The sequence below is a fragment of the Stenotrophomonas daejeonensis genome (genome assembly GCF_001431505.1).
Classification (GTDB): Bacteria; Pseudomonadota; Gammaproteobacteria; order Xanthomonadales; family Xanthomonadaceae; genus Stenotrophomonas; species Stenotrophomonas daejeonensis.
Genome location: NZ_LDJP01000043.1, coordinates 26,388 through 36,698 on the forward strand (window position 1 = coordinate 26,388; position 10,311 = coordinate 36,698).

At 69.5% G+C, this 10,311-nt stretch carries 7 protein-coding genes and 1 pseudogene; all 8 read left to right on the forward strand.

The features are described 5' to 3' along the window. The first annotated feature begins 50 nt into the window (after nucleotides 1–50). The 8 genes and pseudogenes from truB (at nucleotide 51) to lpxK (ending at nucleotide 10,184) form a co-directional block, all read left to right on the forward strand. Entirely contained in the window at nucleotides 51–959 is a 909-nt protein-coding gene (truB, locus tag ABB34_RS07830) for a tRNA pseudouridine(55) synthase TruB (RefSeq protein ID WP_057640740.1), read from the forward strand. A 191-nt stretch (nucleotides 960–1,150) separates the two neighbouring features. Then, entirely contained in the window at nucleotides 1,151–1,411 is a 261-nt protein-coding gene (rpsO, locus tag ABB34_RS07835) for a 30S ribosomal protein S15 (protein WP_057640742.1), read from the forward strand. A gap of 147 nt (nucleotides 1,412–1,558) precedes the next feature. Further along, entirely contained in the window at nucleotides 1,559–3,667 is a 2,109-nt protein-coding gene (gene pnp / locus ABB34_RS07840) for a polyribonucleotide nucleotidyltransferase (RefSeq protein ID WP_057640743.1), read from the forward strand. A gap of 243 nt (nucleotides 3,668–3,910) precedes the next feature. Beyond that, nucleotides 3,911–6,438 (forward strand): annotated as a pseudogene (locus tag ABB34_RS07845) (DNA internalization-related competence protein ComEC/Rec2); the annotation flags it as partial. Next, entirely contained in the window at nucleotides 6,332–6,991 is a 660-nt protein-coding gene (locus ABB34_RS07850) for a MotA/TolQ/ExbB proton channel family protein (protein WP_057640745.1), read from the forward strand. The pseudogene ABB34_RS07845 and the gene ABB34_RS07850, both read left to right, overlap by 107 nt. A 6-nt stretch (nucleotides 6,992–6,997) precedes the next feature. Continuing rightward, nucleotides 6,998–7,420, forward strand: a complete 423-nt coding sequence (locus ABB34_RS07855) for an ExbD/TolR family protein (RefSeq protein ID WP_057640747.1) — start codon at nucleotides 6,998–7,000, stop codon at nucleotides 7,418–7,420. Next, nucleotides 7,417–9,162: a lipid A export permease/ATP-binding protein MsbA gene (gene msbA, locus ABB34_RS07860; protein WP_057640749.1), complete on the forward strand. Its 1,746-nt coding sequence runs from the start codon at nucleotides 7,417–7,419 to the stop codon at nucleotides 9,160–9,162. Before ABB34_RS07855 ends, msbA begins: the two co-directional genes overlap by 4 nt. Continuing rightward, complete coding sequence (lpxK, locus tag ABB34_RS07865; protein ID WP_057640751.1) at nucleotides 9,162–10,184, forward strand: tetraacyldisaccharide 4'-kinase; 1,023 nt, start codon at nucleotides 9,162–9,164, stop codon at nucleotides 10,182–10,184. Before msbA ends, lpxK begins: the two co-directional genes overlap by 1 nt. Nucleotides 10,185–10,311 lie beyond the last annotated feature (127 nt).

The following is a 10,311-nucleotide window of genomic DNA, read 5'->3' on the forward strand; positions in this document are numbered from 1 at the left end:
TCCGCTGACCACGGTGGTGTCCCGCCGTGGCCGGCCCGACAAGGGTTCCCATGCGTCCCCGTATCCAATTCCGCCGCCTGGACGGCATCGTCCTGCTCGACAAGCCCGCCGGCATGAGCTCCAACACCGCCCTGCAGGTGGCGCGGCGCCTGTTCCGTGCGGAGAAGGGCGGGCATACCGGCAGCCTCGACCCGCTGGCCACCGGCCTGCTGCCGCTGTGCTTCGGCGAGGCGACCAAGATCGCCGGCCTGCTGCTCGGCTCGGCCAAGGCCTACGATGCCGACATCGCGCTGGGCGCGACCACCGACACCGACGACGCCGATGGCGCGGTGCTGTTGCAGCGGCCAGTGCCGGCGATCGACGCGGCGACCCTGCAACGGGCGCTGGACGCGCTGACCGGCCACATCCGCCAGCGCGCGCCGATCTATTCGGCGCTGAAGCAGGGCGGCGAGCCGCTGTACGTGAAGGCGCGCCGCGGCGAGGCCATCGAGGCGCCGGAGCGCGAGGTGCACGTGCAGGCCATCGAGGTGCTGGAGCGGCAGCCGGAGCGCCTGCGCCTGCGCGTGACCTGCGGCTCGGGCACCTACATCCGCAGCCTGGCCCGCGACCTGGGCGAAGCACTCGGCTGCGGCGCGCACATCACCGAGCTGCGCCGGCTGTGGGTGGAACCGTTCCGGTCGCCGCGGATGATCGGCCTGGACGCGCTGCGCGCCGTGGCCGAAAGTGGCGACGATGTGGCCCTGCTGCAGTGGCTGCTGCCGCTGGAGGCCGGGCTGGGCCATTTCAGCCGGGTCGACCTCGACGCCGGGCAGGCCACCCGCTTCAACATGGGCCAGCGCCTGCGCAACCCGGCCTGGCCGCAGGGGCAGGTGGTGGTGTTCGACCCGCAGCGGGCGCTCGGCCTGGGCCAGGTGGACGCGGCCGGGCTGCTGGCGCCGCAGCGCCGCTTCAACGCCTGAGTACCCTGCCTGAATGGCGCCGGCGGCCCCGCTCCTTGTGGCGGGTGCGCCGGGTCGCTACAATTTTGCGGCCCTTCGACGGGCACCGGCCTGCCCGCAGCGGGCCATCTTCCGATATCCCCGTAAACGGCGAGCTGCGCGGTGCGTCATCAGCACGTTCCTGCCGGCCACGCATCCAAGAGAAAAACACCATGTCGATCGACACCCAGAGCGTCATTGAAAACAACAAGCGCGGCGCCAACGACACCGGTTCGCCGGAAGTCCAGGTGGCCCTGCTGACCGCCCGCATCGGCCAGCTGACCGAGCATTTCAAGGTCCACAAGAAGGACCACCACAGCCGCCGCGGCCTGCTGCAGCTGGTCAACCGCCGCCGCAGCCTGCTCGACTACCTGAAGAAGAAGGACGTCGAGCGTTACAAGGCCCTGATCGAGAAGCTTGGCCTGCGCCGCTAAGCAGCTCTCCCGCCGCGGCGCAGCGATGCGCCGCGGTTTTGTTTTTGCAGCATCGAAGTACCCAGCGGCCGGGATGACCGGCCACCCGCCGACCGGCAAGGGCCGCAGGCGGTCCATTCGCAGACAGCATCCCCAAGGACACCCTCCGTGGCAAAAATCACCAAAACCTTCCAGTACGGCAAGCACACCGTCACGCTCGAAACCGGCGAAGTCGCCCGCCAGGCCAGCGGCGCGGTCATCGTCAAGATGGACGACACCGTACTGCTGGTCTCCGCCGTCGCCGCCAAGAGCGCGCGTGAGGGCCAGGACTTCTTCCCGCTGACCGTCGATTACCAGGAGAAGTTCTACGCCGGTGGCCGTATCCCGGGTGGCTTCTTCAAGCGCGAAGGCCGCGCCACGGAGAAGGAAACGCTGATCTCGCGCCTGATCGACCGCCCGATCCGCCCGCTGTTCCCGGACGACTACAAGAACGAAGTGCAGATCATCGCCACGGTGATGTCGCTGAACCCGGACATCGACGGCGACATCGCCGCGCTGATCGGTGCTTCGGCCGCCCTGTCGCTGGCTGGCACCCCGTTCAAGGGCCCGATCGGCGCCGCCAAGGTCGGCTACAAGAACGGCGAGTACATCCTCAACCCGACCGTGTCGGAGCTGAAGGAATCGCAGCTGGAGCTGGTCGTCGCCGGTACCGCCAACGCCGTGCTGATGGTCGAGTCCGAGGCCGCGCTGCTGTCCGAGGAGGTGATGCTGGGTGCGGTCACCTTCGGCCACCGCGAGATGCAGAAGGTCATCAACGCGATCAACGAGCTGACCGTCGAAGCCGGCACCAAGCCGAGCGACTGGGTCGCCCCGGCCAAGAACGACGCGCTGATCTCCGCGCTGAAGGAAGCCGTCGGCACCAAGCTGGCAGAAGCCTTCCAGGTGCGCGACAAGCTGCAGCGCCGCGACGCCATCTCGGCGATCAAGAAGGACGTGATCGAGCAGCTGGCTGGCCGCGTCGAGGCCGAGGGCTGGGACAAGGCCGAGCTGTCGAAGGAATTCGGCGAGCTGGAATACCACACCATGCGCGACTCGGTGCTGGACACCAAGGTCCGCATCGACGGCCGCGCGCTGGACACCGTGCGCCCGATCAGCGTGAAGGCCGGCGTGCTGCCGCGCACCCACGGCTCGGCGCTGTTCACCCGCGGCGAAACCCAGGCGATCGTGGTGACCACGCTGGGCACCGCCCGCGATGGCCAGATCATCGACGCCGTTGCCGGCGAGTACAAGGAAAACTTCCTGTTCCACTACAACTTCCCGCCCTACTCGGTTGGTGAGTGCGGCCGCATGATGGGCCCGAAGCGTCGCGAGATCGGCCACGGCCGCCTCGCCAAGCGCGGCGTGCTGGCGGTGATGCCGAGTCTGGAAGAGTTCCCGTACACCATCCGCGTGGTGTCGGAAATCACCGAATCCAACGGCTCCTCGTCGATGGCCTCGGTGTGCGGCTCCTCGCTGGCGCTGATGGATGCCGGCGTGCCGGTCAAGGCGCCGGTGGCGGGCATCGCGATGGGCCTGGTCAAGGAAGGAGACAAGTTCGTCGTGCTGTCGGACATCCTGGGTGACGAAGACCACCTGGGCGACATGGACTTCAAGGTCGCCGGTACCTCCGAAGGCGTGTCCGCGCTGCAGATGGACATCAAGATCGAAGGCATCACCGAAGAGATCATGAAGCAGGCGCTGCAGCAGGCCAGGGCCGGCCGCCTGCACATCCTCGGCGAGATGGCCAAGGCGCTGACCGCGCCGCGCGAGGAGCTTTCCGACTACGCGCCGCGCCTGCTGACCATCAAGATCCACCCGGACAAGATCCGCGAAGTGATCGGCAAGGGTGGTTCGGTGATCCAGGCGATCACCAAGGAGACCGGTACCCAGATCGACATCCAGGACGACGGCACCATCACCATCGCCTCGGTCAACAACGCCGCCGCGCAGGAAGCCAAGCGCCGCATCGAGCAGATCACCTCGGACGTCGAGCCGGGCCGCATCTACGAAGGCAAGGTCGCCAAGATCATGGACTTCGGCGCGTTCGTCACCATCCTGCCGGGCAAGGACGGCCTGGTGCACGTCTCGCAGATTTCTTCCGAGCGCGTGGAGAAGGTCGGCGACAAGCTGAAGGAAGGCGACGTGGTCAAGGTCAAGGTGCTGGAAGTGGACAAGCAGGGCCGCATCCGCCTGTCGATGAAGGCCGTGGAAGAAGGCGAGGGCGTTTCGGCCGAATAAGCCGGGCATCCTCCAGCTCCATACCGGGAAAGCGGGCCTCGTGCCCGCTTTTCTTTTGTTTCATCTCCCTGATGCCACGTAGGTGCCGGGCTTGCCCGGCACGGGCTTTCCCGCGCATTCCCGGCAAGCGGCATGCGGGGCAAGCCCTGCATCCACATGGGGCCGGATTTCCCCCATGTTGCGCATCGACCTTGCCTGATGGCTGCCTCGGTGCGGCGCCGCACAGGATGGTGCCGATCTGGAATGGAGTCGGCGGGCGTGGTCGGATGGCTGCGATGGGGGTGGACGCAAACGCAGGCTTTGCCGGCATTTGGCAAGGCGGTGGCCGCGGGTTTCACTGCCGGGGTCTGCCTCGCGCTGTGGGCGCCCGTGCTGCCGCCGGGCTGGCTGCGTTGGGGCCTGCTGCTGTTCGGCGTGTGCGCATGGCGGCGCATGCGCCGGTGGCGCTGGTCCGGCGCGTTGCTCGCCGGCGCCGGCTGGGCCGCGCTGCATGCCGGCTGGGCGCTGGACGCGCAGTTGCCGTACCAACTGGAAGGCAGCGAAATCGCCGTCGTCGGTACGGTGGTCTCGCTACCGGAGGTCGAACCGCGGCGCACGCGCTTCCGCTTCCATGTCGATGACGTGGCCGGGCAGCATCACGCGCTGCGTGGGAGGCAGCTGCAACTGGCTTGGTACGACGACTTTTCCGCCACGCAGGCGGGGCCGCGGATGCAACTGGAGGCAGGCGCGCGCTGGCATTTCACGCTGCGGCTGCGTGCGCCGCGCGGGCTGGCCAACCCCGGTGGTTTCGATGCCGAACGGCATGCGCTGGCGCAGCGGATCGCCGCCAGCGGGCTGGTGCGGGCGGAGACGGCGCGGCGGCTGGCCGCATCGTCCGGGCTGCAGGCGTGGCGCGAGCGGATGGCGGCGCGGATCGGTGAAGCGGTCGGCCGGCCATCGGTGCGATATGTGCAGGCCCTGGCTGTGGGTGATACCCGCGGCTTGGACGATGCCGACTGGCAGATGCTGCGGGCCACTGGGCTGACCCACCTGATCGCCATCTCCGGTTTCCATGTCGGCATGGTCGCCGGCTTCGTCGCGCTGCTGGCGGGCGGCGTGTGGCGCCTGCTGCCGTGGCTGGGGCGGTATTGCCCGCGCCCGCATGCCGCTGCCCTGGCCGCGCTGTGCGGGGCGATGGGCTACGCGGCGGTCGCCGGTTTCGCGCTGCCGACGGTGCGCACGGTGCTGATGATCGCGGTGGTGGTACTGGCACGGTTGGGGCGGCGCCCCGGCAGTGTCGCCGGGGCGTTGGCGCTGGCCGCGCTTGCGGTGTTGGCGTGGGACCCGCTGTCGGTGCTGATGGCCGGCTTCTGGTTGAGCTTTGCCGGCGTGGCCTGGCTGGTCTGGTGCCTGCCGGGGCGGCTGCATTGGCTGCGTGGTTTCCTGTCGGCGCAGATGGTGGCGACGGTGGGCCTGCTGCCATTCACCGCGATGCTGTTCGACCAGGCCTCGCTGGCCGGGCCAGTGGCCAACCTGTTGGCGATACCGTGGTGGAGCCTGGTGGTGGTGCCGTTGGCACTGCTGGGTACCGGCCTGGAGGCGCTCTGCCCCGGTGCCGGGTTGTGGCCGTGGCAGGCCTCGGCCTGGTGTTTCGAGCTGAGCATGGCGCCGCTGTCGTGGTTGGCGGAAAGCCGTTTTGCATTGTGGTGGCTGCCGGAGGCACGCGGGTTCGCATTGCCGCTGGCACTGGCCGGGGCGCTGTGGCTGCTGCTTCCGCGCGGGATTCCCGGCAAGCCGCTGGCATTGCTGCTGTGGCTGCCGTTGCTGTGGCCGCGACAGGAGTTGCCGCGGCGGGGAGAGGTCGAACTGGTGTTGTTCGACGTCGGGCAGGGGTTGTCGGTGCTGGTGCGTACCGCCGGGCACCGCCTGCTCTACGATGCCGGGCCGGCGGTGCGCGACGGCTTCGATGCCGGCGAACGCGTGGTGGTGCCGGCCTTGCACGCGTTGGGCGTGGGGCGGCTCGATGCGCTGGTCGTCAGCCACGGCGACAACGACCATGCCGGCGGTGCGGCAGCGGTGGTCGCCGCGCTGCCGGCGGCGGCCCGTTATGCGCCACCGGGGATGCCATCGGCACTAGCGATGGAGGCCTGCGTGGCCGGGCAGGGCTGGCAATGGGAGGGTGTCCGTTTCGAGTTCCTGCATCCGCATGCCGGTTTCCCCTACCTGCGCAACGAATCCAGCTGCGTGCTGCGGGTGCAGTCGCAATACGGCGCGGTGTTGCTGACCGGGGACATCGGCGAGGTCATCGAGGACGGGTTGGCCAAGCGCCAGCGCGGGCAGCTGCGTGCCGACGTGGTGCTGGCGCCGCACCACGGCAGCGGCGGCTCGTCACAGCCGGCGTTCGTGGCCGCCACGCGGGCGCAGCTGGTACTGGTATCGGCCGGCCACCGCAACCGGTTCGGTCATCCGCGGCCGGAGGTGGTCGAGCGCTGGCGGCGTTCCGGTGCAGAGGTGCTGGTCACCGCCGACAGCGGCATGGTCAGGGTCTGGCTGGGCAGGGAAGGCCTGCAACTGCGCGAACGCCGGGTCTGGCGCCGCCGTTCGTGGGACGCCGCCGGGCGGGAACGGGCGGCTGCTATCCTATCGGCCGACGAACAGGCGGCCTCGGCGCCGGAGGGTTGAAACGTGTGGGAACTGGTCAAGGCCGGCGGTTGGCCGATGGTGCCGCTGCTGCTGCTGGGCGTGCTGGCTTTGGCGATTGTCCTGGAGCGTTTCTGGAGCCTGCGCCGCAACGAGGTGCTGCCGCCGGGGCTGGGGCAGGAGGTGCGCAACTGGGCCGCGCGCGGCAAGCTCGACGCGTCCCACATCGAATCGCTGCGCGCCAATTCGCCGCTGGGCGCCCTGCTGGCCGCGGCGCTGGAAGCCCGCAACCGCCCACGCGACCAGCTGCGTGAGCGCATCGAGGACGCCGGCCGCCACTTGGTCCACCGCATGAGCCGCTACCTGAACGCGCTGGGCACCATCGCCTCGGCCGGGCCGCTGCTGGGTCTGCTGGGCACGGTGATCGGCATGATCCAGATGTTCCTGGGCATCCTCGACCACGGCGTGGGCGACGTGAACCAACTGGCCGGCGGCATCGGCAAGGCGCTGGTGTGCACCGCCACCGGCATGATCGTGGCGATCCCCGCGCTGATGTTTCATCGTTATTTCCGCGGGCGCATCGACGGCTACGTGATCGAGATGGAACACGAGGCAAGCGCGTTGCTGGACACGCTCGACGGCCGTCCGGCGGTGATGGCCGCCGGCCGCAAGGCGGCGCAGGCGACGGCACCGGCCAAGGCCTGACCCGGCATGCGCATCCGCAACGACCGTGCCCAGGACGAACCGCACATCGATCTGGTGCCGCTGATCGACGTGATCCTGGTGCTTATCATCTTCTTCGTGGTCACCACCACCTTCGATGCGCGCTCGACCCTGCAGGTGCAGCTGCCCACGGCCAGCCAGCAGCAGAACAGCGAGCCGCCGCGCGCATTGAGCGTGCTGGTCAATGCCGAGGGCCGCTATTTCATCAACGACCAGGAAGTGCTGCGCAACGACGTCGAATCGGTCAAGCGCACCATCGTGCAGGTGGCCGGCGATGATCGCGAGCAGACCGTATTGCTGCGCGCCGACGCGCGCACGCCCTACCAGGCGGTGGTGACGGTGCAGGATGCGCTGGGCCAGCTCGGTTTCCGCCGCATCGCCATCGCCACCGCGCCGGACGTGCAGCGATGAACACCAGCGAGAGCGCGTGGCGGATCTACCGGCGCCTGCTCGGCTTCGCGCGCCCCTATCGCGGCCTGCTGGTGCTGGCCGGGCTGGGCATGCTGGTCGAGGCGGGCGCGGGCAGCTATTTCGTGGCGATGATGAGCCCGGTCACCAACAGCCTGGTGAACCCGCAAGACATCAACCTGTGGATGCCGGTGGCCATCGTCGGCCTGTTCCTGCTGCGCGGTGTGGCCGGCTACCTGACCGACATCGGCATGGGCAAGGCCGCGCGCAGCATCGCCCGCGACCTGCGGGTGCGCGTGCTCGACAAGTACCTGCGCCTGCCGGGGCAGCGCTTCGATGCCGAGCCGGTGCCGTCGATGCTGGTGCGGCTGGGCTCGGACAGCGACCAGGTGGCGCAGGCCGCGGTGGACGCGATGAAGGTGGTGCTGCAGCAATCGCTGCAGGCGCTGGGCTCGCTGCTGGTGATGCTGTACCTGAGCTGGCAAGTGACGCTGGCGATCTTCGTGCTGGCGCCGCCGCTGGCATGGGTGATGAACAAGGTCGCCAAGCGCTACCGCCGGATCAGCCACCGCATCCAGGAAAGCGGCGCGGAATTGCTGCAGTCCGCCGACCAGACGCTGTCGGCGAACCAGGAAGTGAAGGTATATGGCGCCCAGCGCAGTGAACTGGAGCGTTATTCGGTACTGGCCAACACCAACCTGAAGCTGGCGATGAAGGTGGAGGCCACCCGCAGCATTTCCTCGGCGATGGTGCAGCTGATCGGCTCGGTGGGGTTGGCGGCACTGCTGCTGATCGCCGGCCATGAGGCCGCCGCCGGGCGCCTGACCGTGGGTGATTTCGTCGGCCTGATGATGGCGATGATGGCGATCATCCCCGCGCTCAAGCAGTTGACCAACGTGCAGAACATGACCCAGCGCGGCATCGCCTCGGCGCAGCGCCTGTTCCTCGTGCTCGATGCCGAGGACGAGCCGGATGGCGGCACCCACGCACTGGCGCGGGCCGAGGGCGTGCTGGAATTCCGCCACGTCACCGCGCGCTACCCGGAGCAGGCGCAGCCGGCGCTGGAGGACGTCAGCTTCGTCGCGCACCCGGGCACGGTGACGGCCATCGTCGGCCGCTCCGGCAGCGGCAAGTCCACGTTGATCAAGCTGATCCCGCGCTTCTACGAGCCGGAATCCGGGCAGATCCTGCTCGACGGCCACCCGCTGCAGGACTACCGGCTGGCCGACCTGCGCCGGCAGATCGCGCTGGTCGGGCAGCAGGTGGTGCTGTTCGACGGCAGCGTCGCCGAGAACATCGCCTACGGCGAGCTGCAGGATCGCAGCGCGGGGCAGCTGCAGCAGGCCATCGACAACGCCAATGCGCGCGAATTCGTCGAGCAGCTGCCGCAGGGCGTGGACGCGTCGGTCGGGCCCAAGGGCGGGCGCCTGTCCGGTGGCCAGCGCCAGCGCCTGGCGATCGCGCGGGCGATGCTCAAGGACGCGCCGGTGCTGATCCTCGACGAGGCCACCGCGGCGCTGGACAACGAATCCGAACGGCTGGTGCAGGAGGCATTGCAGAAGCTGATGCCGGACCGCACCACGCTGGTCATCGCCCATCGCCTGTCCACCATCGAGCATGCCGACCAGGTGCTGGTGATGGACCAGGGGCGCATCGTCGAGCGCGGCACGCACCGGGAGCTGCTGGCGCTGGGCGGGCTGTACGAGCACCTGTACCGCATGCAGTTCCGGGAAAGGCAGGAGTGATGGCAGGAAAAGGGACGCAGACGCCGGCGTGGTGGTACGACGGCGCGCCGGTACCGTTGCCCGCGCGGCTGCTGGCGCCGCTGTACGGCGCCGTCGCCGGCCTGCGCCGCGGCCTGTACCGGCGCGGTTGGCTGCGTAGCCGGCAGGTGCCGGTGCCGGTGATCGTGGTCGGCAACATCACCGCCGGCGGTACCGGCAAGACGCCGTTGACCATCGAACTGGTCGAACGCCTGCGCGCGGCCGGCTGGAAGCCGGGCGTGGCCAGCCGCGGCTACGGCCGCGACGACGCCGGCATCGCGCGCTGGATCACCCCGGAGCTGGCGCCGGAACTGGGCGGCGACGAGCCGGTGCTGATCGCGTGGAAGACCGGCGTGCCGGTGCGCGTGGACAAGGACCGCGTCGCCGCCGCCAAAGCGCTGCTGGAAGCAGGTTGCGACGTGGTGGTCTGCGACGACGGCCTGCAGCATTACCGGCTGGCGCGCGACATCGAGATCGAGGTGGTCGATGCGCAGCGCCGCTACGGCAACGGCCGACCGATGCCGGCCGGGCCGCTGCGCGAGCCGGTGGCGCGCGCGGCCGACTGCGATTTCCGCGTGGTCAATCTGGGCCAGGCCAGCGACGACGCGCAGGCCCCGGCGGCATCGGGTTTCGGCGAATGGGCGATGCGGCTGCGCATCGACGCCGCGCGCCCGTTGCGCGGCGGCCGCGAGCGGCCGCTGCAGGGCTTCGCCGGGCTGCGCGTGCATGCGGTGGCCGGCATCGCCCACCCGCAGCGCTTCTTCCAGATGCTGCGTGCGCGCGGCATTGGCGTGGTGCCGCATGCCTTCGCCGACCACCATCGCTACCAGGCATTGGACCTGTCCTTCGGCAGCGAGTTGCCGGTGCTGATGACCGAGAAGGACGCGGTCAAGTGCCGGGCCTTCGCCAACGACTGGCATTACGCGGTGCCGCTGCAGGCCGAACTGCCGGCCGCGTTCTGGGTGGCGCTGCTGGATCGGCTGGGCAAGCTGGCGCGCGCCTGATCCTTCTCCCTTCGGGGTGAAGGCGTGTTGCTTGCGGGCCATTGGCTCGCACACGCCTGAACGCCCGGCGCGCTGCGCCGGGCCGGGGCGCGGAGCGAGGTGCCCCGAAGGGGCGGATGAGGGTACG